Genomic DNA, 23,188 nt, shown 5'->3' with positions numbered 1-23,188 from the left:
TTATCCCCTCTGAGCGTACACGTTGGTGGGCCTGTTTGATAAATGGCTGCGCGCAACCTTCACGGGAGTTTGACTTCAGTCCCATACTCATCGGTTAGCGCATCGGGGGGCTAGCAGCTTTCGGCTTCAAGCTGCAGTCGGAGACGTTTCACCGTCTGTGGGTGCCAGGCACCACGGCCGGAGGGAGGTGGCACACCCTCCCGATTCAAGCGATCCGCCAGTTGCCTCATCGATAGATGACCATTGGGGTCAAATCGTTCGATCAGAAAGCGGATTCGGGCTGCCTTCTCCCTCGCTTGCATTGACCGAGCCGATCGGGCCACCACCGCATCCTCAGGGGTCGCCGTTCGACCAACAAACTTCCCGTCCCGAAAAGCACCCAGTTGAACACCACGCGCCTTGGCCGCAGCTAACGCTGCCTTCGTTCGTTGCGAAATGGCTTCCCTCTCCTGCTCGGCGACAAGAGCCAGGATTCCTACCGTCAGCCGGTTTGCGTGAGGGTTGTCTGCAGCAACAAATTCCACCCCGGCATCTCGTAGCGAGAGCAGGAATGCAGCATCGCGGCTCAGGCGATCCAGCTTGGCAATGACGAGCTTGGCGGTGAAGGCTCGGCAGAGAGCTATTGCTTCAGCCAGCCTGGGCCGGTCCTTTCGCTTGCCACTCTCCACCTCGAACAGTTCGCCAAGGAGTTGCCAGCTGCCGCCATTCATGAACTCGGCAACCGCCCGGCGCTGCGCCTCGATTCCGAGTCCCTGGGCGCCCTGCTTCTGCGTCGATACGCGCAGGTAGGAAACGAACCGACCTTCCGGCATATGGGCTTCCCCTGTGTCACGCTCTGTCAATTGGTCGTATCACGAAACGTTACGACGTGGAATCCATCGAGAGACGCCAAGATTTTAGGAGGGGGCTGGGTAGCTTTCCAGGTCGCCGAGGTCCGGTTTTGTGTGCCATCTGAAATGCCTTCGCTGTGCACGGCATTCCCGCTTCCGATGCCGTGATCGGTGTCTGACCGGAAGAAGGATCGGTTTGCCCGTCACCAGATTTTAGCGGCAGAGTCAGCAGGCGTACATTTACGGACTGTATGGAGCGTTCAAACAAGCGCACTCGACAAAAAGTGTTTGGTCCGGCTGCGTTCTCTTATGTCCGATACTTGTGAAAGCCGGGCCCTGCCCACGCCGACCTGTTTTGGCTGGAGTATTCAGTCGCCAGATCTGAGACTGAAGCCAGCACTCTCAGCGACGTTTTCAGGGCCAGCTTCAAATGCGACTGTATTGCCTCCGGTGGGGGCATTGCCCTTTTTACACCTGTTTTCGATTCCGTCAACACCTATTTTAGAGGTGTTTTGTGAGGGCTTAACTGCATGGTTTTCGACCATGCGCTGGCCCCCTTTTCACCTAGCGTGCCGATCCGAGCAGCCTTTAGGGTGTCTTTAGTCGCGATCTTCACCTTCGGGCCTAGTTAGACTTTAGGGACTGAACTTGGCCAAATTGGTGCGAAAGGCCTGCTCTTTCGATTTGGCCCCCTGTCTTGCCGATGATCTTCCGGCGGTAACGCTGAAGTAAATACTACCCTGGATTGTGTATTCAAGCTGAGCTGCGTTGGAATTTGCGGGCTTCCCGTGTTCCTCGAAATCAACTTTCTTGAGCAGGTGTGCTGACCCTTCGCGATGCCTGCTGACGGTGACTCCCACCCCGCAGAGATCGGTTTAACTGAGCTTTCTTGACCCACACCGCTAATTGGAGGCCCCCTGTGTCGTCGCTTCCTCGTTGCTTGTTCCAGTTGATGCAGTCCTCCAATACGCTCCGCAAATGATACGGCGTCGAGGGGCCGGTGGGTGTAACTGATAAGCTGCCCGAATCAGGGGCTCAATTTTGGGTTGATAGCTTGAGCTGGCCGGGGAGTTCCTGGCAGCATCCGGATTCCCGACCGTTTGAGGTTTTAGGGGGTCTTTAGGTGTTGAGAAAGGCCGCCGCGGCTACTACTTCTCGACTGTCTCCGGTCGGCAGAACTTCAGCCAGGGTGCCATGCAGACGGTCCAGACCGCGGTGAACGGGGTGGATCCCCGCACTGGCCGGACTGTCACAGGCACGACGGCTGGGGTGATCACCGGGAAATACCTCCCCGTGATCCAGGCACGGCTGAAGCAACGCTCCCGCTTCGCAGGAGAGGCGCTCATGCCGGTCTACGATGATCTGGGTAACCTGACAGCCTACGAACGCTCCATGGCCCCTGAGCGGCTCTCTGCGCTCAATCGGAACGACCATCTGGGTGAGATGCGCGGGGCTTGGGCTGGACGTCAGGCTGAAGAGGAAGCTGCACAGGGTTTTACCCCCCGGAAGACGAACCCGGCAAGGACCGCAGCGGCACATCGCCGAAGCCGGAAACCAGGCCGGAACCGGCGCAACGGGAACCGCGCGAGTCGATCTTCGATACCTCCTACGCGCCGGAGCGGGCGGAGCTGCGCAAGGCCTGGTCGCGGCTGCAACGCCGGAATTGACGGGCCGACCCGTGCCGTCGAGTGAGTCGCCGGCGTGTGACCCCTGATAAGTCCCGTGGGCGCGAAGGAATTGGGGCGGCAGAAGTTTGGCGGAATTTCGGCGAATTCTAAGGATTTGCGCAGCCAATCCGCCCAGCCGGCACGGGATTGTTCACTTTGGCCGAAAGAGCATGTCCATTTAGACAAGTTCCCCAAAGTGCCGCGCTATGCGATATTATCTCAGGCGCAGATATCATCGTCGTTGTGTGTAACCAGTGCTGCAAGTGTAAGTGCGACGATGAGTTTCTGGAGTTGGCTCCGCCCGATTGTTGTCCGAGGGCGGAGCCGAACTCCGTGATCCGAACCACAGAATACGGGTACCGCTGACCTGCTATAGGATTTTCCTCCAGGCCGAACGGTTACGGCCGTTCGGCATTTCCTTCGAAACAAATGGCGAAAGCTGCCTTTGCATGCGGGCCACCCGAAATTTCGCGGTCGCGAATTGAATGTCGCCTATTATTCTGGTCTGCCCGTACCTACAGGCAACAGCGTTGAAGCTGCGCCTAACGGGCAAAGAGTGCCTTCAGCCGATCTAGGTCCAATGCCCGGCATATCAATCCATCCGGCTTGACCGTCGCCACATCTTCGCCGGCGACCATCGCATTGACGATCGCCTCATCGATGGACTGCACGGCGCCAAGGTAGAGATTGTCCAAGAGCTCGATGTTCAGTTCCTGCCGGCTGGAGATGGCCGGGGCGAATTGCGGCATCGGACCCGGGTTGGCAGTGGAGAAGGCGAGGAAGATGTCACCCGAGTTGTTGCCCCCCGGCGTGCCGCCGCGCCCGATGCCGATGGCGGCGCGCTTCGCAACCTGGCGCAGGGCGAGGCCGGAGAGCGGCGCGTCGGTGGCAAGGATCACGATGATCGAGCCCATCTCTCCGGCGTAAAGCGAGTCTTCGGGGATCAGTTCGCCCACCGGCCGCCCGAGAATCGTCAGCCACGGCCGAATGCCATGGTTCGCCTGCACGAGGGCCGCGACGGTGAAGTCATGCCCGCCTAGGGCGATCCGGCGCGAGGATGTGCCAGTGCCGCCCTTGAACTCGTAAGTGATCATGCCGTTGCCGCCGCCGGTGGAGCCTTCTGCCACCGGGCCGGTGCTTCGGGCGTTGAGGGCGGCGATGGCATGTTCGGGCTGGACGTGAAGCGCGTTGATGTCGTTCAGGACGCCGTCGTAGGTCTCGGCGACGATGGGCATCGCCCAGGCGTGTTCCTTGGCGAAATAGTCAGCGTAGTGGTCGATCATCCAGCGGGTCGCACCGGTATGGGCCGCGCCCACGCCGTGGGTGTTGGTGATCAGGATCGGCCCGAGGAAATAGCCTGAGTCATTGATCCAGTGGGTACCCGTCATCTCGCCATTGCCGTTCAGCGCGTAGTGCCCGGCCCAGACCGGCTGGGGCTCGGTTCCCGGCCGCGGCAGGATCGCGGTGACGCCGGTGCGCATCTTCCGCGCGGGGTCGGTGAGGGTGCAGAAGCCGACGGCGACGCCGGGCACATCGGTGATCGCGTTCAGCGGGCCGGGGGTGCCGGGGAAGGGCAGGCCCAGATCACGGGCGCGGGGTCGGGTCATGTCAGTCGGTCTTTCTGCTGCGTAGCCACAGGCCAAGGGCGGCGATCACCACGGACGCGAGGATGATTAGCGTTGCGATGGCGTTGATCTCGGGCTTCACGCCCCTTCGGATCATGCCGAAGATGAAGACCGGCAGCGTCGTATCGCCGGTGCCCGAGATGAAATAGGTGATGACGAGGTCATCCATCGAAATGACGAAGGCCAGAAGTGCCCCGCCCAGGATGCCGGGGGTGAGTTGCGGCAAGAGGACTTTGCGGAGGGTGACCCATTCCGAGGCGCCGAGGTCGGCCGAGGCTTCTTCCAGCGCGGGGTCGATGCCGGCGATGCGGGCCTGAACGATGATGAAGACGTAGGAGGTCAGGAAGGTGCAGTGGCCGATGATGATTGTCAGCATCGACAGTTTCATGCCGATGGTGACGAAGAAGATCAGAAGGCCGATGCCAAGGACGATGTCGGGCATCATCATCGGCAGCATCAGGAAGCCGTTGTAGAAGCCGCGCATCCGGAACCGGTACCGGGCCAGCGCGATGGCGGTGGCAGTGCCGATCACGGTCGAGATCGTGGTGGTGAACAGCGCCACGGTCAGTGAGGTGCGCAGCGCGGCGAGCATCTGGTCGGTGCTTTCGACATAGGCTGCGCGGTTCGAGACATCTGTCGTCCGGTCCGACAGGCCGAGAAGGCCCGTGTACCAGTCGAAGGTAAAATGTTCCCAGATCATCATGTTGACCGGGTTCGAGTTGAACGAATAGCCGATGATGACGAAGAGGGGCGCGTAGATGAAGGCGAAGAAGGCGAGCGAGAAGGCCGTGAGTGCGGCCCAGCCGACAGGGTTACGCATGGCCACTCACCTTCCGCGCGCGGGTGACCGAGACCATGAGGACGGTCAGCACTACGCCCATGATGATCATCGACAGCGCCGATCCGAAGGGCCAGTTGCGCGATGACAGGAACTGCTGTTCGACCAGGTTGCCGATCATCAGGCCCTTGGCGCCGCCCAGCACGTCCGGGACCACGAAGTTGCCGACCGAGGGGATGAAGACGATGACCGCTCCGCCGAGGATGCCGGGTAGGGTCTGGGGCAGGATCACCTTGAGGAAGGTCTGAATGCGGTTCGCGCCAAGGTCCATGGACGCCTCGACCTGCGCGCGGTCAAGGTTGTCGACGGCGGCATATAGCGGCAGGAACATGAAGGGGATCATGACGTAGACCATGCCAAGGACTACGGCGGCGGGGGTGTAGAGGATCTCCAGCGGCTCGGAGATAAGGCCGGTCCAGAGGAGGATCGTGTTCAGCAGTCCGGTCGGCTTCAGGATCAGAAGCCAAGCGTAGAGCCGGACGATCAGGCTGCAGAAGAACGGGAGCGTGATGAGGAACAGGAACACCAGCCGCCAGCGATCATTGAGGCGGCTGACCCAGAAGGCGACGGGGTAACAGAGGATGAGGGTCAGGACGACCGTCAGCGCGGCGAAGGAGAGGGAGCGCCAGAGGATCTGCAAATAGATCGGCTCGAAGATTTCATTGATCCCGTCTGCCCAGCCGAAGATGCGGCCGTAGTTCCAGTGGTAGAAGGACCATTCCACGCCGCCGTAGAGGCCAGGGGTGAGGAGGGAGAAGAGCGCGATGATGCAGAGCGGGAGGAGGAAGAACACGCCGAGGAACAGCGTCACTGGGGCGAGGAGGACGCCCAGCACCACCGACTGCCGCTTCACCGCCATCACGCGGCCTCCAGCACGTGGACGCGCGCCGGATCGTGGGACAGATGCACGGTCGCCCCGGCCTCGACCCCGGCAGTGTCGCGCGCGATGACGCGGAGTTCGGGACCGCCTGCCTTTGGTTGGACGAAGACGTAGAGGTCAGACCCAAGGTAGACCGCTCGGGAGACGGTGGCGGGGATACCGGAGGCGCCCAAAGTGAAATCTGCCGGGCGGAGGACTGCTGTTACCTGTTCGCCGGGTTTGCGACCCGAGGCAGGCAGGCGGAGTTCGACGCCCTCGGCGGTCCGGGCCAGAGCTTCGCTCCCGTCAACCCGGTCGATTGTCACGGGCATCAGGTTGGTCTCGCCGATGAACTCCGCCACGAAGCGGTTCTTCGGGTGGCGGTAGATGTCGCGTGGGGTGCCAATCTGTTCGATCTGCCCTGCGCGCATGACCACGATCCGGTCGGACATCGTCAGTGCCTCTTCCTGGTCGTGGGTCACGAAGATGAAGGCGATGCCGAGAGAGTGCTGCAGCGTCTTCAATTCCAGCTGCATCTGTTGGCGGAGATTGCGGTCCAGCGCCGAGAGGGGCTCGTCAAGAAGGAGGAGCTGCGGCTTGGCGATGATCGCGCGGGCAAGCGCCACCCGCTGCCGCTGGCCGCCGGAAAGCTGGCCAGGCTTGCGCGCGCCGAGGCCCGCTAGGCCCACCTTCTCCAGCGCCTCGGCGACCTCAGCCTCGCGTGCTGCCTTCGCGACGCCGGCTACCTCCAGCGCATAACCGACGTTCCGCGCTACGGTCATGTGGCCAAAGAGGGCGTAGCTTTGGAAGACGGTGTTCACCGGGCGTCGGAAGGGCGGCAGGCCGGTCAGGTCCGCGCCCCCAAGCCGCATCGTGCCGCTGTCAAGCGTCTCGAACCCCGAGATCGCGCGCAGAAGCGTGGTCTTGCCGCAGCCCGAGGGCCCGAGCAGCGTCACGAATTCATTCGCGCTGACATCAAGGCTGACCCCGTCGAGGGCGGCCAGGCGGCCGCCTTCTGGGGTGACGAAGGTCCGGCGCGCGTCACGGATTTCCAGAAGCGCCGACATTCACTGCGCCGTTCGGATCGTGTTCCAGGCGCGGTCGTAGAGTTTGAGCGCGGCGCCAATGTCCTCGAAGATCTGGAGGCGTGCCATCGTGTCAGCACCGACGTTGATGTTCGGGTTCGACTTGATGAAGTCGGGCGTCAGGTCGTTCGCCGGGATGTTGGGCGTGCCGTTGAACTGCTGCGCGACGTTCAGCGCGGCGATTTCGGGTTTCAGGTAGAACTCAAGGAATTTCTTGGCATTCTCCTTGTTCGGCGCCGATGCCAGGACGCAGATGTTTTCCTGGTACATCGTGCCGCCTTCGGACGGGATGATGTACTTGATGTTCGGCGTGTCGGTGAAGAAGACGTTGCCACCGACGAAGAAATGACCCGCCGCGATGTCGCCCGAGGCGAGCATCGGTGGCACCTCGTAAGTGAAGGCGTTCACGGCGGCCTTGTGATACAGCACATAATCCGCCGCCGCCTGCACTTCGGCCGGATCAATGCTGTTGACCGACGTCCCGTTCATGATGTGACCGATGGCCAGAACCTCGCGCATGTCGTCGAGAAGCGTGATCTTTGCGCCGCTCTTTTCCGGGATCGCGAAAAAATCCGCCCAGCCGGTGATCGGGCCGGTGATGTCCTCGTTGTAGAAGATGCCCACGGTGCCCCAGGCGTAGGGCAGGCAGTATTCACTGTTCGGGTCTTCCTTGGCGCGGATGAAGGCCGGGTCGATGTTTTTGAAGTCCGGCGCTGTGTTGATGCCGGTCTTTTCCAGAAGCCCCAGCTTGATCATGATGTCGTTCATGTGGACCGAGGGGAAGACGATGTCATACCCCGTGGCGCCCGCCTGGATCTTCGCCAGCATTTCCTCGTTCGAGGAATAGGTGTCCAGCGTCACCGCGATGCCGGTTTCCTCGGTGAACTTCGTCAGCACTTCGGGGTTGATGTAGTCGCCCCAGTTGTACAGCGCGAGCGTGCCTTCAGCCTGCGCCACACCTGCCATCACCGCGATGGCCGATGCCAATCCAATTGCCTTCATGTTCCCCTCCCGGTTGGTGCCTTCGGTTCAGTCTGCCGGTTTCAAGGGTCTTGGCGGCAGCGACTCGGGCATGCTATGGTAATGACAGATTGCTACCATCTAGATTGCTTGGTGTAAACTCTGTCATGAATGACCTACCTGCACCACCCGAGGATTCGCCGCTTGCCGCGCGGTTGCGTGGCATGTCCAGCCGCCTGACGAAATCAGAGGCGGTCATCGCCCAATGGCTGATCCTGAACGAACCTACCCTGGGCTTGGAGACCGGCGCCTCGATCGCCGCCAAGACCGGCGTCAGCGAGATCACGGTCAGTCGCTTCCTCAAGCGCGCGGGCTACAAGGGCCTGCAGGGGCTGAAGGAAGACCTGCAGGCGGCATTGGTGCATGCGCATGTTTCGCCATCCGACCGCTACTTCCGCCTGCTCGACGGCGAAATCGGCGCGATCCTGAAACGCGATGCCGACGCGGTTCTGGCGTTGGCTCAAGAGGTAGAGAAGCCCGCTTGGCCCAAGGCCATCGACGCGATCGCCGGTGCAGATGAGGTCTTCGTCACCGGCTTCCAGACCATCCGCGGCATCGCCGAGGATTTTGCCCGCCGCCTGTCAATCGTGCGCGGCTCGGTCCGGTTCCTGTCGCCACACGACGGCGGCCTGGTGGAATGGATCCCCTCCTTCCGCCGCGCCGAAGAGACGCGCTGCCTGCTGATGATCGACATGGCGCCTTACGCCCGCGAAGCCCTGCCCATTGTGCAGACCGCGCGCGGCCTGGGTATGCAGGTGGTCGTGGTGACGGACGAACTGAATACCTGGGCCAGCCCGGAGACCCCCTTCGTCTTCCATGTTGCCACAAAGGTCGACGCCTTCCTGGAAAGTACTGGCCCGATGACCACACTGATGAACATCATAATCCACGAGGTCGCTGGTCGCGCGCCGGAGAAGGCCCGGAAACGCATAAGAGACTGGCCACCGATCATGCGGGGGCTGAGCCTATACTAGGTCCGAATTGCTACCGAGAAACCGAAGACCACACAGCGGCCCTGCGCGAACAGCCGCTTCAGGGAATGCTGCCATGCGGCGTGTTTGGAGCCGAACCGCCCGTAAGGGCCGTAAGTGCCCTGGCCTGCACGAAGGGCGGAAAGCAGACGGCCGGTGCAGATGCGAAGCAAGCTGTCCGTTGCACGGATAGCAGGCATTCACACAAGGGTAAGATCGGCAATGTTCCCGTGCGGCGACGAAGCTACCAAACGGCCCAAATTGCGAACATGATGCGTAGAGACTGACCCAATGCTGGCGATATTTGCTTCTACTCTCGACAGACTTTGGTAATCTTCTGTCTATGGCTAGCGGCAACCCCACGAAAACAACGAACCCTATCCACTTCGAAGACCTCGATCCCAAGCGCTTCGAAGACTTGGTGCGAGAGTTGATTTACGACTTTCGCGACTGGCAGACTATCGAAGCTACCGGCAAGGGCGGTGACGACGACGGCTTCGACATCAGAGCTTTCGAACGTACCACGACAACTGTCACTGATGATGATGGCGAAGAGGTCGTCCGTCCGATGGACGGTAACCTCTGGATGATCCAGTGCAAGCGCGAGAAGACTATTCCGCCCAGCAAGATCGCGAAAATCCTAAAGGACATCGACCCTGGGAATCCGCCATACGGATACATCTTGGCGGCAGCAACTAACTTCTCCAAGAAATCCTACGACACGTTTCGCGACGAACTGACAAAGTTGGGCGTCCTTGAGTTCTACCTTTGGGGCAATGCCACGCTCGAAACCGAGCTACACCAGCCAAAGAACGACAGAATATTGTTCACCTTCTTCGGCATATCGAACGTTAGACGCAAGCGCTCGCGTGCCACTGAAATCAGGTCCGAGGTGACCAACAAGAACCGAATCATGCGAATTCTTGGAGAAAACCCATCACGCTCCTGGATCTTGGCTAGGGACTCGAAGGATCGCCACTACCCTTATGAATCGAAGTATGCAGATTTTGAGGAAAGGCCGCGTTGGAAAGACTACGAAGTTGTCGAGCTGCACCCGCGGGGCGTGATTGTCTCGGTGAAGCAGTGCTATGCTTGGTTTGACGAGGAAAAGAGGACCTTTGACCTTGCTGAGCCGCCGATCTTTTTCAGCAACCCATACGACCGAACCCACGATCCGAAGAAGGATCGAGCAAATCGGGAAACAATTGATTTCATCAGAGATTTTTGGGAACGATTGCCCAAGAAGAACCAGGCGATGTTCCATCTCAACGGTATCATTCGATATGAAGACATGCTTGTGATCGATGACAAAGGTGACAGCTGGAAAGAGGTGCCTCATATTTTTGTGGACTTTGTGGATGGGCAGCCCGTGTCGGGAACGCTAGAGTTTCTAATGAAGGGTGAACGGCAAATCTTGCTTGATGATTTTTCCTTGGAAAGTGTTTTCCCGGCGTCCTTTCCAAAGCCGCAATTCGGAAAGATCCACGATGAGGAAGGGCTAGCTTTGCCTGACAGCATCAGTGAACAAATCGCCAATTTCCGTGGAAACTTCGACACCCTTTATGACGTTGATAGTCGGTTCGCACACTTAAAACCAGGTGATGTAGCGGTCGTGAGGTTCGGCCAGAAGGATGACCGATTTATCCAGATCACCCAACGGTACAAGTTGTCTGGAAGCGACATGCTTCGGGACGATCCGCACCTGGCTTGGAAGATCAAGCAGCAAATTGAACGAGAGCCGAGAGCGGATGATGTGATCGATGTGCTTGAGTTCCGTTCTTGCTATGAGCACCAATGGAAGCAGTAGCGACGCTCGCTGTTCCTGTTATTGCTCGGGCGCTTCACTTTCATCCCTTGTGGACGGCCGCTATATGGGGCGTCGCACCAGAGACGAAGTTCTCTGGGGAATGGCGGCTTTGGGCCGAATGCCAACTTCACTTATGAAAAGCATGCATGTGCCCGCGCTGCCTTGCGGCGGCTTTCCAGTGCCTCTTGCGTGCGCCTTCGGGTTCCAGGTGGGCGTATTTGCCGCCTGAGAAGTTGTGCCAATCCAGGGCCAACCCTCGCCGAACCATCTCTGCGCTCAAGTCCCGACCATCGGGAAGGTAGCAGGTAGCAACCAGCCGGTCGTATGAAATGTCGACTGCAATCTCTGCGGTAATGATCTGCCCCTTGCAGAGCTGGACCAACTCCCATTTGGCCTTCTGCCCCCATGGGTGCTTAAGTTCTGGTGCATCTATGCCGGCCAGCCGTAACCGGACCTCGCCGATCTGGATCGTATCCCCGTCAATCACGTAGCACTTGCCGGATAAAGTCGTCTGTCGTGCTGGTGCTGGTTCTGTAACGCGGACGCTAACTGCAACTCGCCGCTGTGGCGCTTTCTCAGGTTGCCACACGCTCCTGTAATCGTCCTCGCTCGACGAGGGGGCGCTTCCTCTCGGAGCGGAACCGCCCCCGAAAATCAGACGCACTATGAGCTTGAGCACGGGAACCTCAAGCCGACTAGCAAACGCATCGCTGACACTCCGTCAATGCCAGCCCCCGGAAGAATGCTCCGCGATAAAGCCCACGCAGGCAAGTGTTTAATTGTCCGGCTTCAACCCGCTTTGCCGACGAGCGGCTACGACTTCGACCAGCAGGATGCCCCGATGAAGCTGATGGCCTTTGCTTCGCACTGTTCCGTTTACAGCTGCATCGCAAGTACTTGACCCGGACCAGTTCATCCTTGTGCTGGGCTGCAATGATGAAGCTGTCATGCACGGGCAGGACCGGCACGTCCTTTTCAGCGAAGTGCAGCATGATCTGTTCAGCCATGTCACTGTCTTCGCGTTGCAGGTAAAGCCCGATCCCGGTGCCGAAGATGCCCGGCAACATCGGGAAGGCAACCATGACACTTTGGCGGAATGCCTCGGCGGTCATGCCATGGGCGACACTATCGAAGTTGCGCGGCTCTTTCGTGGTGCCGTTGGCATTCAGCAGAGCAAGGAAGGTGGAGACGTGGACACTGAACTGTTTGTTCCTTCGGCCCCACGGCGCACAGCACAGGTAGGATTCGGCCTTCGCTAATTGAGTTCCACCCCGACCAGTTCAGAAGCCTCGCGTAGAAATACCTCGCGTTCGCGGAGTATCCAGCCACGAAAACTGCGCATGGCGGGTGTCAGCGAGCGGCCAGCCGACCAGACGAGGGCATAGGGGAAGGAGTACTTCGTATAGAGCCGCGGCCCAAGCGGTGCGACCAGCCTTCCCGATCGCAATTCGGCGAAGCTCGACACCAGCCCGCACAAGACGAGTCCGTGCCCCGAAAGCGCGGCGCGGGTTCCTGCGACGCGATTGGGCGGAGCCGGATCCTCTCGCCGAATGCCGTGCCGCTCGAGCAGTTCGGCCCATCCAACAATCGCGGGATCACCCGAAGTCGGCGAATACCGGAAGAGCGGGATGCCAGTCAGATCGCGAGTTGTTTCGTCAAGCCCGTGCGTCTTGGCGAATTCCGGAGTGCACAGCGGTAACATGCCTCCAAGAAACAGGTGCTCGCGTTTCAGTTCGGATCCGCCAGGTTGTCCGACGCGAACTGCTATATCCGCTTCGCCGCGAACCAGGTCCACGAACCTGTCACCAAGATCGAACTCGACCTCGACCTGCGGACAGGCACCGTAGAAGGCGGGCAACCGCTTCACCGTGACCGACATCGCCGGCAAGTTCGATGTCGGCCGCGTCGACACCTCGCAGGGGATCGTCGAGACGACGCCGGTGGGCGGCAGCCTGCTCGTGGACGACGACGGGCCGACGGCGGCCATCACCGACACCGGCGTGACGGTGACGCATGACGAAACGGCGGGCGTGCAGGCCGACACCGATCAGGCAGGCGCAGTCCCGACGGTCTTTGCCACCGGCGACGGCTTGCCCGCGACGGCCATCGGCTGGGCGCAAAGCGCCGGCGCGGTGGTCAGCACCGCCGGCACCGCCTTCGGCACCGACGGCGCCGCCGCGACCGACAGCGCGGTCTGGTCGCTGACCATTCCCAACCTTGCCGGCACCGACAGCGGCCTGAACGCGATCTCGGGCGCCGACATCATCCTCTTCGTCGAGGAGCACAACGGCGAAATGATCATCGTCGGGCGCGAGGGCGGTGCGGCCGGCGCGGTGGTGCTGGCAGTCTCGATCACCCAGACCGGCCTCCTGCAGGTGGTGCAGTACGGCGCGGTCGAGCATCTGCCCAACACCACCGCCGACCAGACCGCGACCATGCTCGACACCGCCATCCAGGCGGTGCTGACCGTGACCGACGCCGACGGCGACACCCATGTCGACACCGAATACATCGGCGACAAGGTCAACATCCAGGACGACGGGCCGACGGGCGAGGACATCGGCACCGAGACGCTGGAGGAAGACGATCTGGCCAATGCGCTCAGCACCGGCAACAACGAGGATGCCTCGGTGGACGCGCATACCGCGACGATCGACCTCTCGGACGGTGTTACCTCGACCGGGGCCGACGCGCCGCTGTCCTACAACCTCGACGACATCGACCCCGATACCGTGCTGCCTGCGCTTCTGTCGAAGGGCGAGGCGGTCGATTACGAGCTGACGCTTGACGACGCCTCCATGGGCGGGGCGGACGTGATCCGTGCCTGGGTCGACAAGGGCGGCGCCGGGGAGCGGCTCGTCTTCACCTTCTCAGTCAGCAGTGTCGGCGCGGCAACGCTGACGCTCAACGACCAGCTCGACCATGCGGCCGGCGGGGGCGAGAATACCGCGCTCCTGCTTGCGGGCGGGGGCACCGTCAGCGTTATCGACTTCTCGGCCATGCTGCTGATCCTCGATGCCGACAACGACCCGCTCGCGACCGAGGCCGGGTTCCTGACCTATGCGGTCCAGGACGACGTGCCGGTGCTGACCGGCGGGACGGAAAGCGGGTCGGTCGACGAGGACGACCTGCAGACGGCGCTCTCGGACGGCAGCGACACGGGCACCAACCCGCTGACGGCGACGGGCGACCTGTCGGCCCTCGTGACCGCGGGGACGGACGAGCCGGCGGCCTGGTCGCTTCTCGTCGACACCTCGGGCCTGCCCGCGCTTTCCTCGAAGGGGGTGGCGCTCAGCTATGCCGTCGTCGGCGACACGCTGACGGCGACGGCGGGCGCGATCACGGTGTTCACGCTCGTGCTCGATGGCGACGGGACCTATACCTACACCCAGTTCGACCAGCTCGACCACGCCACCGGCAACGGCCAGAGCAGCCTGACGATCGACTTCTCCTCGGTCGTGCAGGCGGCGGACTACGACGACGACACGATCGGGCTGCCGGCCTCGACCTTCGAGATCACGGTGGTCGACGACATCTCCGCGATCGGGCCCATTGCCAATTCGACGATCGACTTCGCGTCCGGCGAGTCTGCGACCAAGACGCTGAACGGGGTCATCGGCGCGGACGAGAACAACGCCACGAACCTGTCGGCCGCGGGCACGAAGACCTACACCTTCACCAGCTACAGCGGCGACACCTCGGGCAATGCGCCCGCCGCCGTGCCGGGTCTGCTGGCGGAGCTGAGCAGCGACGCGACGACGGTGACCTACTATGTCGACGGCGACGGGGTGGCCGGATTCACCGCGGGCGACACCAAGTACTACGACGTCGTTCTCGACCAGACCAACGGCACCTACACCTTCTCGGTCTACCAGAACCCGCCGCCGGCGGAACTGAACTTCGACTTCGACGGCTTCCCCTCGGGCAAGCAGATCTACGGCGTGTTCGGCGCCAAGGACCAGGGCGGGGTGGTCGATCCCGACGGGCCGGCGATCCTCGTGTTCGGCGAGGGCGTGAACCTTGTCACCTCGGGGACGAAGGCGGGTCAGGCGGTCGTCGGCGGCAGCGCGGGCCATTTCGTCAACTCCTCGAACGCACAGAACTCGGGCACCGCGCTTGCCATCGACAACCAGACCACCGATTCCGGCGAGGGCATGTTCATCGCCTATGTCGATGATCCGGAGGCCGACACCATCGTGGTCGGCGTCGGATCGTCGTCGCAACTGACCACGGCCTATGGCGATGCGGATTACCTCAACTTCGCCGCGCTGATGCCTTCTAACGGGGCAGAGGTCGACATCTCGCAGGTCACGCCCAACGGTAGTCTCGTGGATCTGCAGATCACCGCCTACAGCGCGGTGGTGCCGGTGTCGGGCGGCACGGATGCCGACGGGGTCGACACGGACGCCGAGGCCTACGCCTTCCTGCAGAATCCGCTCACAGGCGCCTCGCAGGAGGATATCGTCGAGGTGATCGTGCGCGACGGCGGCGGCACCATCCTGGAGCACTGGGCCCTGACCGGCGGGGCCTATGTCGCGGAGGTCGACGACGCCGTGATCGACGTCGACTTCATCGACGACGGTTCGGGCAACCACAGCGCGATCATCTACAACGCGGCCGACAATTACAGCATCGAGTTCATCACCGCGGACGAGCACAACCTTGCCCTGGTCGAGAACGTGGATACCGACGGCGACGGCTTCGACATCGGCGGGTTCAACATCACCGAGGCGCAGCCAACGCCGGACCAGAAGTTCGACTTCACCGTGCAGATCACCGACTTCGACGGTGACACCGACACGGCAAGCTTCTCGGTCAGCCTCGACGGCACCGGACTTTACGACAACGACGCGGTGGCCGGCGTCTGATTGTGCGCCGGGCGGGGCCGCGCCCTGCCCGGGCTCGCTTCAAGGGGGGCAACCGATGTCGAAGCGGTCTTCCGAGTTCTCGGACGCGATGAGCGCCGTGCGGCGCCAAAGATGGGTTCTGTTCCTGCTCGGGTCAGTGGCGAACCTGCTGATGCTTGTCAGCGCGATCTACATGCTGCAGGTCTATGACCGCGTGCTGTCGAGCGGATCGCTCGACACGCTGCTCTGGCTGACCGTAGTCGCGCTGGTCGCGCTGGGGGCCTACGGAGTGCTGGAGCAGGCGCGGCGGGTCATGCTGTCGCGCGCGGCGCTCCATATCGACGCCGAACTGTCTGCGCCGGTGCTGAGACGCAATATGGGCCGGCTCCTGTCCGAAGGTCGCTTCGAAAGCGGCATCCGCGACGTCGCCGACCTCCGGAACTATTACCAGAGCGACGCGGTGATCGCCTTCCATGACGCGCCCTGGAGCTTCGTGTTCATCGTCTTCATATGGGCGCTGCATCCCGTGCTCGGTGTGGTCGCGGTCGCCGGGGCGCTTGTCCTTTTCGCCGCCAGCCTTGCGAACGAAGTCCTGACACGCCGTCGCCTTGGCAGGGCGCTGGCGGACCTTCGCAGCGGGCAGGAGGCGGCGACGCGCCTTGTGGCCGAGGGGGAGACGATCATGCCGCTCGGCATGGAAGGTCCGATCTTCGACCGCTGGCAGGACCGGCACACCGCCGCGATGGAGGCGCGGCAACGCGTCGACGAGATCACGATCGGCATCGTGAGCCTGACGCGGGCGGTGCGGCCGGCCCTTCAGGTGCTCATCCTCGGCAGCGGCGCCTGGCTTGTCCTGCATGGCGAAACGACGCCAGGCGCGATGGTGGCGGCGTCGATCATCCTGGGCCGCGTGCTCGCCCCGGTCGAACGGTCGCTGATGGCCTGGGGCCGGTTCACCGCCAAGCGCGCGGCCGAGGGACGTCTGGCAGCCGCCTTCGAAAAGCGGGCCGACGCGGCCGACCCGCTGCGCCTGCCGCGGCCCTCGGGCCGGGTCGAGGCGTCGGCCCTGAGCTACGCGGTGCCGGATGCGCCGCCGATCCTGCGCGGCGTGTCCTTCGCCCTTGCCCCCGGCAGCATCTGCGGGGTGGTCGGCGAATCCGGTGCGGGCAAGTCGACGCTGTGCCGGCTTATGGTCGGCGCGGTCCGTCCGACCGCGGGCCATGTCCGCCTGGACGGCGCCGACGTCGCGTCCTGGGATTCGGACGACCTCGGCCGGTACATCGGCTATCTGCCGCAAATGGTCCGGCTGTTCCCCGGAACCATCGCGGAAAACATCGCCCGCTTCCGCAAGACCGAGGACGAGGCGGTGATCCGCGCGGCGCAGCTTGCGGGAGCGCATGACCTGATCCTGCGGCTTCCGGAGGGTTATGACACCCTGGTCACCGATGCAGGGACGCAGCTTTCGATCGGCCAATGCCAGCGGATCGGACTGGCTCGCGCGTTGTTCGGCGATCCATCCTTTGTCGTGCTTGACGAGCCGAATTCGAACCTCGACGCCGAGGGCGACCGCGCGCTGATCGCGGCCATCGGCAGGCTCCGCGCGATGGGGACGACGGTGATCGTCGTGTCGCACCGAGCCGGGGTCTTGCGGGTGACCGACCACGCGCTGGTACTGCACGCTGGCCAGGCGGTGAAGTTCGGCGAAACCGCCACCATCCTGAAACCCGCGCCGATGACTGACGGGGATGCGCCCGCAACGCCGGTCGAGGCGCTTGCGGCGCTGCGCAAGAAGCGTCGGCGGCCACCAACCGAAACCGCGGCCGCGGCCGCCCAGGTTTCGCAGGCCCAGTCGCGTGACGCCTACGAAGATGACTGCGAGGTGCCGACATGACCGTGTTCAGGGAAACGCTCGACGCCACGATGGCGGCCTTCGATGATTTCGTCGGCGCGCTGACCGCCACCGCGCAGGACGCGGACCCGCGCCTCCTGACCCTCGCGGGGCTTGCCACGGCGCTGTTCCTCGTTCCGATCGCGGGCGGCATTCTCTCTGCCGGGGCCAGTTCCTCGGGCAGACGCCGGCTTGCGCGGCTGACACGCGGGCCGCGCTGGCTGGGTTACGCGACCATTGCGGTGCTGGCGCTGGCATTCGCCGGCTGGTCCTGGGTGGCGCCGCTGGCCAGCGCGTCGATCGCGCTGGGCGTGGTTTCACCGGACGGGAGCCGGAAGTCGGTGGACCACCTCGAGGGAGGGATCGTCCGCGCCATCCATGTGCGCGAGGGGGATGCCGTGCTGGCGGGCGATCCTCTGATCGTCCTTGATGACGTGGAAGCGCGTGCCAACCGCGCCGGGCTGGCCGAACGGCGGCGCTACCTGGCGGCCGCGGCCGCACGCCTTTCGGCCGAGCGCGACAGGGCGACCGAGATCGCCTTTCCCGCCGATCTGGTCGCGGATCCGGCCAGCGCCGAGGTCGTGGCGGCGCAGCAGGCACTTTTCCGCGACCGCCGGGCCAGCGTCGAAGGGCAGCGCAGCATCCTGCATCGCCGGATTGCCCAGCTTGCCGAGCAGAACCTCGGGCTTGAGGCGGTCATCGCCGCGCGCGAGGAGCAGGCCGCCCTGATCGCGGAGGAGACGGCGACGGTCCAGACCCTGCTGGACCGCGGGCTCGAACATGCCTCCCGCATCCTCTCGCTGCGATGTGCAGCCGCCGAGATCGAGGTGGAGATCGCGGGCAATCGCGCCCGCATCGCCGAAAACCACGAAAAGATCGGAGAGACGGAACTCTCGCTGCTGACGCTGGACGCCCAGGTGCAGGAACGCGCGACCGGCGAACTGGCCGACATCCTGCGCCAGCTTTCCGAGGTGGACAGCCGCATCCCGCTGCTGGACGACATCCTGTCCCGAACGGTGGTCCGGGCGCCGATATCCGGCGTGGTGATGAACGTCGCGCCGCGCAGCCCGCAGGAAGTGGTCAAGCCCGGTCAGACCCTGCTCGAGATCGTGCCGCAGGACATGCCGATGATCATCGACGCGCGCATCCGCCCCACCGACATCGACCGGATCGAGCCCGGCATGCGGGCGCGGGTCGTGCTGACTGCCTACCGGCAGCGCAACCTGCCGCAGATCCATGGCGTGCTCAGGTCCGTATCTGCGGACCGGCTGATCGAGGATCGTACCGGAGAGCCTTATTTCCTGGCGAAGGTCGAGGTCGACGAGAGCGATCTGGAAAGGGTTGCCGGTCTGCGGCTGATGCCCGGAATGCCGGCCGAAGTCTATATCCTCGACGGCGAGCGTACGCTTGTCTCCTATCTTGTGGAGCCCTTGGTGCAGTCGCTCGACCGTAGCTTCCGGGAAAACTAAAAACATGGCGCCGCGTCAGGGAACGGCCCCATGCAAGCGCAGGCCAGGCCCACCGGATGGCGGGGCCTAACACGTGCACTTTGTGCCATCTGTGGCCAGCGATATGGTTCGCATCGAGCGCCCGGGTGTCTGGCAGAGGGGATGGCAAGTCGATCAGCGTACAGAAGAATCGAGCTTTTTCTGTAAGTTCCTTCGGATAGCAAACCCGCGAAGGCCGCCTCGATCCGGTACTCGCCTCAACCTTCCCCATCCAGGCTGCGGATCAGCGCCGGATCGCCCGGCCCGGTTCAGACCAGATCGCCCGCGGACACGCCAAGACGGGACGCCAGCCGGGCCAGGGTCGCGCGCCTGCCGCCCGTCCAGTCCGCCTCACGCGCCGCATAAAGTGTCGCCTGGCTTTGATGCACCAGCCCGTCGGACAGGATCTTGAGGTGGTTCGCCCGCAAGGTCTCTCCGGTCGAGGTGATGTCGGCCACGGCCTCGGCGGTCAGGTTCTTGACCGTGCCCTCGGTCGCGCCCTGACTGTCGACCAGCTGGTAGTCGGCGACCCCGTGCCGGGTCAGGAAATCGCGCACCAGACGGTGGTACTTCGTCGCGATGCGAAGGCGGAACCCGTGTTCCCGTCGAAAGGCCGCCGCCGCGGCGTCAAGGTCGTCCAGCGTGTCGACATCCGGCCAGCAGGCGGGCACGGCGATGATCAGGTCGGCATGACCGAACCCCATCGGCGCAAGCTCGACCACCTGCGACGGCCAGTCGGCCAGCTTCTCCTGCACGAGGTCCGAGCCGGTCACGCCCAGATGGATGCGGCCAGCGGCCAGTTCGCGCGGGATCTCGCCCGCCGACAGCAGCACGAGCTGCAGTCCGTCCACCCCTTCCACCGCGCCGGCATATTCCCGGTCGGACCCGGTGCGGCGAAGCTTCACGCCGCGGGCCCCGAACCAGTCGAAGCACTGCTCCATCAGCCGGCCCTTCGAGGGCACGCCCAGCTTCAGCATGGCCCGAGCCCCCCCAGATCGGCGACAAGGCCGGGGCGGATGATGCCGCCGACGGCCGGGATGGACCGGCCCTGCCCGAGGACCTCGGTCAGCGCGTCGTAGCGCCCGCCCGAGGCGACCGGGGGCAGATCCGGGTTGGCCGCGTGGAACGAGAACACGAAGCCGTCGTAGTATTCGAGCGTGGTGCGCCCGTGGCTGGCCTCGAACGCGAGCGTGCCGATGTCGATCCCGGCCTGTGCCAGCGCGTCAAGCCGCGCCTCCATCCGGTCGACGGCGGGCAGGATGGCGGGCATCTCGCGCGTCATCTCGCGCAGGTGCGCCAGAGCGGCGGGGCCGGGGGCCGCAAGGTTCAAGAGATCCTCGAGCCGGGCGACCTCTTCGGCCGAAATCGGCGCAGCCCCGGCATCCTCGACCAGCGCGGCAAGGCGCGCGGCGATCTCACCCTTGCTGCGCAGGCCGACATGGGGGGCCGATCCGGGCCGTTCGCCCGCGGAAAGCGCCCGCAGAAGCGCCTGGCGGCTGGGCGGCACCGGGGCGCGGCCGCCGAAGCGGTCAAGCAGTTCGGTGAACCGGCGCGGCCGCCAGATGTGCCGCAGAAGTGCGGCCTTGCGCGTCTCAAGCGTCTTCAGCCCGCGCACCGCAGCCGTCAGGATGGCGATGTCCCCGGTCGCCGCGCGCAGGCCAAGGGGTGCCAGAAGCCGGGCGAACAGCGCGAAAACCTCGGCATCGGCAGCGACGGGATCGTTGCGCTCGAACACCTCGTAACCCACCTGCACGTATTCCGCGCGCCGCGCGGAGGGCCGTTCCTGCTTGCGGAAGACCTCGCCCGCGTAGCAGTAGCGCGCGGGCTCCGCCCCGTCGGCCATGTGCATCTGCACGACGGGCACCGTGAAGTCGGGGCGCAGCATCATCTCGCCCCGGACCGGATCGGCGGTCACATAGGCGCGGGCGCGGATATCCTCGCCGTAAAGGTCCAGAAGCACCTCGGCAGGCTGGAGGATGTCGGTCTCCACCTCGACCGCGCCCGCGGCGCGGAAGGCGGCGACAAGGCGCGCCGCCTCGACCCGGGCCGCCGCCTTTTCCGCCATCAGCCCTGCCCCAGGATGCGCCGCACCTCGGCCACAAGGGCGTCGCGCGCGACCTCGGTCTGGGCGGGCTGGGCCTTCCATTCCTCGTGGCTCGCCTCCGCCGCGATCCGCGCGCCAAGGTAAAGGTCCTTGACCTGCACCACGCCACGCGCGGCCTCGTCCGCGCCCTGGATCACGGCAACGGGCGAGTTGCGCTTGTCGGCGTACTTCAACTGGTTGCCGAAGTTCTTCGGGTTGCCGAGGTAGACCTCCGCCCGGATGCCGGCGCGGCGCAGTTCGGTCGCCATCGCCTGGTAGTCGGCCATGCGGTCGCGGTCCATGACGGTGACGACGACGGGGCCGCGCGTGTCGGTCTGCACGCGCCCCTTGGCGCGCAGCGCGGCCAGCAGACGGTCGACGCCGATGGAAACGCCGGTCGCCGGCACCGACTGCCCGGTGAAGCGCTTGACAAGATCGTCATACCGCCCCCCACCCGCGACCGAGCCGAACTGACGCGGACGACCCTTCTCGTCGAGGATCTCGAAGGTCAGTTCCGCCTCGAACACCGGCCCGGTGTAATAGCCGAGGCCGCGGACCACCGAGGGGTCGATCACGATGCGGTCGGGACCGTAGCCCTGGGCGTCGAGGAGGGAGGCGATCTGTTCGAGTTCGGATACGCCCTCAGCGCCTGTCTCAGATGAGCCCACCAGGTCACCAAGATACTTCAATGTAACTCTATTCCGAGCGTCCATGGCCGCCATTGGAATCGCAAGTTTACGCCTAGCATAGTCGTTTCGAGCGTCCCGAACTGCTTGAATGTGTCTGAGAACCGCCACTGGCTGCGTAGGATGTTCAGCCAACATATCTATTAGTTTTCGGTCAACGGCGTCCGATGCGGCAACAAATCCCATTATCAATTCGGCCTGTTCGTCGGACAACCCTGCACCCTTCGTGAAGTCGCCGCTTTCGTCCATCCGCCCCTTGCCGATCAGCGCGCGCACGCCCGCTTCGCCGAACTTGTCGAACTTGTCGATCGCCCGCAGCACGATGCCGCGCTCGTGGGCGAACTTCTCGGGGTCGGTCGGGTCGAGGATGCCCGCGACCTCCATCACCCCGTTCAGCACCTTGCGGTTGTTCACCCGCACCACATAATCGCCGCGCGGGATGCCGACCTCTTCCAATGCATCCGCCAGCATCGCGCAGATCTCCGCATCCGCCGCGACCGATCCGCTGCCCACCGTATCGGCGTCGCACTGGTAGAACTGCCGGAACCGCCCCGGCCCCGGCTTTTCGTTGCGCCAGACCGGGCCCATGGCGTAGCGGCGGTAGGGCGAGGCGAGGTCGTTGCGGTACTGCGCCGCAACACGGGCCAGGGGCGCGGTCAGGTCATAGCGCAGCGCCAGCCAGTCGCCCTCGCGGCTTGCGCCCTCCTCGTCCTCGCGCCAGGCGAAGACGCCGGCGTTGGGGCGGTCCACGTCGGGCAGGAACTTGCCCAGCGCCTCGACCGTTTCCACCGCCGAGGTTTCCAGCGCGTCGAAGCCGTAGCGGTGATAGACCTCCGCGATGGTGTCGAGCATCGCCTTGCGCTCGCTCACCTCGGCGCCGAAATAGTCGCGGAACCCCTTCGGGGTCTCGGCGCGCGGTCGTCTCGGTCCCTTGTCCTTGGCCATCGTCCCGTCTTTCGCTTGCGGGCGATCCAGCGCCCTCATCCGCAATATCCGCGCGCGGGTGTAGCGGATGGGGCCGGGCGGGACAAGCGGCGCGGCGGCCGCCAGACCCTACCTGAGGCCGATTTCGGACAGGGCGAGGGCGAGGTCTTCGGGCAGCGTGCTGTCTCCTTCGCGGCCCTTCGGCAGGTCGCGCGGCGCGTCCGCCGGGTCAAGGTAGCGCCAGCCCTGGAACGGGCGCCGCGCCGCGGCCTCGGTCCGAACCACCTCCGGGTCCATGATGATGCCGCAGCGCAGGATGCCGTCGGCGCCGGTCACCTCGTCCAGCCGGACGATCCGCTGGCGGCAGAGGATCACGCCCTTGATGACCCAGTAGAGCGACCCGCCCGCCAGAACCTCCGCCTCGCGCTTGGGCCACATGCGGGTGGTGTGCCGCCGCTCGCCCGTGGGGAAGGGCGAGGGGTGGGTCCGGTGCCAATCCACCAGATCCTCGACGCTGTCGGCGCCGACGCAAAGTTTCAGAAGATGGACGAATCCCGGCATGGCACCCCCA

The 23,188-nt window shown here is 63.9% G+C and carries 18 protein-coding genes; 6 read left to right on the top strand and 12 right to left on the bottom strand.

Features of this window, described 5'->3' with window-relative positions:
- Positions 1-110 precede the first annotated feature (110 nt).
- From N5I32_RS12590 to N5I32_RS12565, 6 genes are all read right to left on the bottom strand, one after another.
- A complete protein-coding gene (locus N5I32_RS12590; RefSeq protein ID WP_261496227.1) occupies positions 111-812 on the bottom strand; it encodes a recombinase family protein in 702 nt (233 codons plus the stop codon).
- 2,227 nt (positions 813-3,039) lie between these two features.
- Positions 3,040-4,104 (bottom strand): DmpA family aminopeptidase, encoded by a 1,065-nt coding sequence (locus N5I32_RS12585; protein ID WP_261496226.1) that lies wholly within the window; start codon positions 4,102-4,104, stop codon positions 3,040-3,042.
- Between the two features lies 1 nt (position 4,105).
- Positions 4,106-4,942, bottom strand: a complete 837-nt coding sequence (locus N5I32_RS12580; protein ID WP_261496225.1) for an ABC transporter permease — start codon at positions 4,940-4,942, stop codon at positions 4,106-4,108.
- Positions 4,935-5,819 (bottom strand): ABC transporter permease, encoded by an 885-nt coding sequence (locus tag N5I32_RS12575; RefSeq protein ID WP_261496224.1) that lies wholly within the window; start codon positions 5,817-5,819, stop codon positions 4,935-4,937. Before N5I32_RS12575 ends, N5I32_RS12580 begins: the two co-directional genes overlap by 8 nt.
- Positions 5,819-6,886 (bottom strand): ABC transporter ATP-binding protein, encoded by a 1,068-nt coding sequence (locus tag N5I32_RS12570; RefSeq protein ID WP_261496223.1) that lies wholly within the window; start codon positions 6,884-6,886, stop codon positions 5,819-5,821. The genes N5I32_RS12575 and N5I32_RS12570 overlap by 1 nt, the downstream gene beginning before the upstream one ends.
- On the bottom strand, positions 6,887-7,906 hold the full coding sequence (locus tag N5I32_RS12565; RefSeq protein WP_261496222.1) for a polyamine ABC transporter substrate-binding protein: 1,020 nt from the start codon (positions 7,904-7,906) through the stop codon (positions 6,887-6,889).
- On the opposite strand from N5I32_RS12565, the gene N5I32_RS12560 reads away from it, so the two are divergent.
- Both N5I32_RS12560 and N5I32_RS12555 read left to right on the top strand, forming a co-directional pair.
- The gene (locus N5I32_RS12560; RefSeq protein ID WP_369414308.1) at positions 7,885-8,898 is read left to right on the top strand and encodes a MurR/RpiR family transcriptional regulator; all 1,014 of its coding nucleotides are present in this window, start codon (positions 7,885-7,887) and stop codon (positions 8,896-8,898) included. The two genes, N5I32_RS12565 and N5I32_RS12560, sit on opposite strands and share 22 nt — an antisense overlap.
- Positions 8,899-9,238: 340 nt before the next feature.
- Positions 9,239-10,702, top strand: coding sequence for a restriction endonuclease (locus N5I32_RS12555; RefSeq protein WP_261496221.1), 1,464 nt, complete (start codon positions 9,239-9,241; stop codon positions 10,700-10,702).
- Between the two features lie 127 nt (positions 10,703-10,829).
- Here N5I32_RS12555 and N5I32_RS12550 read toward each other — a convergent pair whose 3' ends face one another.
- A complete protein-coding gene (locus N5I32_RS12550; protein ID WP_261496220.1) occupies positions 10,830-11,189 on the bottom strand; it encodes a thermonuclease family protein in 360 nt (119 codons plus the stop codon).
- A 460-nt stretch (positions 11,190-11,649) separates the two neighbouring features.
- Here N5I32_RS12550 and N5I32_RS12545 point away from each other — a divergent pair, with 460 nt between their 5' ends.
- Entirely contained in the window at positions 11,650-11,961 is a 312-nt protein-coding gene (locus N5I32_RS12545) for a hypothetical protein (protein ID WP_261496219.1), read from the top strand.
- Here the strand turns inward: N5I32_RS12545 and N5I32_RS12540 are convergent.
- Positions 11,958-12,581: a LysR substrate-binding domain-containing protein gene (locus N5I32_RS12540; RefSeq protein WP_261496218.1), complete on the bottom strand. Its 624-nt coding sequence runs from the start codon at positions 12,579-12,581 to the stop codon at positions 11,958-11,960. The two genes, N5I32_RS12545 and N5I32_RS12540, sit on opposite strands and share 4 nt — an antisense overlap.
- Here N5I32_RS12540 and N5I32_RS12535 point away from each other — a divergent pair.
- Genes N5I32_RS12535 through N5I32_RS12525 form a run of 3 tightly spaced genes read left to right on the top strand, consistent with a single transcriptional unit; the run spans position 12,571 to position 18,906 of the window.
- Positions 12,571-15,570, top strand: a complete 3,000-nt coding sequence (locus N5I32_RS12535; protein ID WP_261496217.1) for a T1SS-143 repeat domain-containing protein — start codon at positions 12,571-12,573, stop codon at positions 15,568-15,570. The two genes, N5I32_RS12540 and N5I32_RS12535, sit on opposite strands and share 11 nt — an antisense overlap.
- 55 nt (positions 15,571-15,625) lie before the next feature.
- Positions 15,626-17,440: a type I secretion system permease/ATPase gene (locus tag N5I32_RS12530; RefSeq protein ID WP_261496216.1), complete on the top strand. Its 1,815-nt coding sequence runs from the start codon at positions 15,626-15,628 to the stop codon at positions 17,438-17,440.
- On the top strand, positions 17,437-18,906 hold the full coding sequence (locus tag N5I32_RS12525; protein WP_261496215.1) for an HlyD family type I secretion periplasmic adaptor subunit: 1,470 nt from the start codon (positions 17,437-17,439) through the stop codon (positions 18,904-18,906). The genes N5I32_RS12530 and N5I32_RS12525 overlap by 4 nt, the downstream gene beginning before the upstream one ends.
- A 287-nt stretch (positions 18,907-19,193) precedes the next feature.
- Here the strand turns inward: N5I32_RS12525 and hisG are convergent, their stop codons facing one another.
- The 4 genes from hisG to N5I32_RS12505 form a co-directional block, all read right to left on the bottom strand.
- Positions 19,194-19,901: an ATP phosphoribosyltransferase gene (gene hisG, locus N5I32_RS12520; RefSeq protein ID WP_261496214.1), complete on the bottom strand. Its 708-nt coding sequence runs from the start codon at positions 19,899-19,901 to the stop codon at positions 19,194-19,196.
- Entirely contained in the window at positions 19,895-20,989 is a 1,095-nt protein-coding gene (locus N5I32_RS12515) for an ATP phosphoribosyltransferase regulatory subunit (protein WP_261496213.1), read from the bottom strand. The genes hisG and N5I32_RS12515 overlap by 7 nt, the downstream gene beginning before the upstream one ends.
- Positions 20,989-22,638 carry a histidine--tRNA ligase gene (gene hisS / locus N5I32_RS12510; RefSeq protein WP_261496679.1) on the bottom strand — a complete coding sequence of 550 codons (1,650 nt, stop codon included), beginning with the start codon at positions 22,636-22,638 and terminating at the stop codon, positions 20,989-20,991. Before hisS ends, N5I32_RS12515 begins: the two co-directional genes overlap by 1 nt.
- A gap of 108 nt (positions 22,639-22,746) precedes the next feature.
- The gene (locus N5I32_RS12505; protein ID WP_261496212.1) at positions 22,747-23,178 is read right to left on the bottom strand and encodes a DUF1489 family protein; all 432 of its coding nucleotides are present in this window, start codon (positions 23,176-23,178) and stop codon (positions 22,747-22,749) included.
- Positions 23,179-23,188 lie beyond the last annotated feature (10 nt).

The sequence above is a fragment of the Albidovulum sediminis genome (assembly GCF_025380365.1).
GTDB classification, from domain to species: Bacteria; Pseudomonadota; Alphaproteobacteria; order Rhodobacterales; family Rhodobacteraceae; genus Albidovulum; species Albidovulum sediminis.
The sequence above is the reverse complement of the archived record's forward strand: the minus strand, read 5'-3'. Positions and strand labels throughout refer to the sequence as shown.